Source organism: Alkalihalophilus lindianensis (genome assembly GCF_032843265.1).
GTDB lineage: Bacteria > Bacillota > Bacilli > Bacillales > Bacillaceae_D > Alkalihalophilus > Alkalihalophilus lindianensis.
In genome coordinates, this window is record NZ_JAWJBA010000771.1 from 1 (window position 1) to 249 (window position 249).

The window sequence follows — 249 nt, forward strand, 5'->3', positions numbered from 1 at the left end:
TTTACCAAGATGATTTTGAAAGGCGAAAAGTTTACCGAAAACGGATGTTTCATGAAAAGGAAAGACAACTGCTTGATCTTCTTCCGAATGTGAACAGCTTGGATCCTGATTCGTTGGAGTGGGTTTCATTACTTGGTCAACTGAAACAGCACATGGAGAAGGGAGTAGAAGCACCTGAAATTCAACGAATAGTCGGTCGCATACATGAAAAATCGATTGAAACATTTGGTGAAAACGATGATTTTTTCG

General features: G+C 39.4%; 1 pseudogene. It reads left to right on the forward strand.

Annotated elements, in window-relative coordinates:
- Positions 1-249: pseudogene (locus tag RYX56_RS24270) on the forward strand (MerR family transcriptional regulator); the annotation flags it as partial.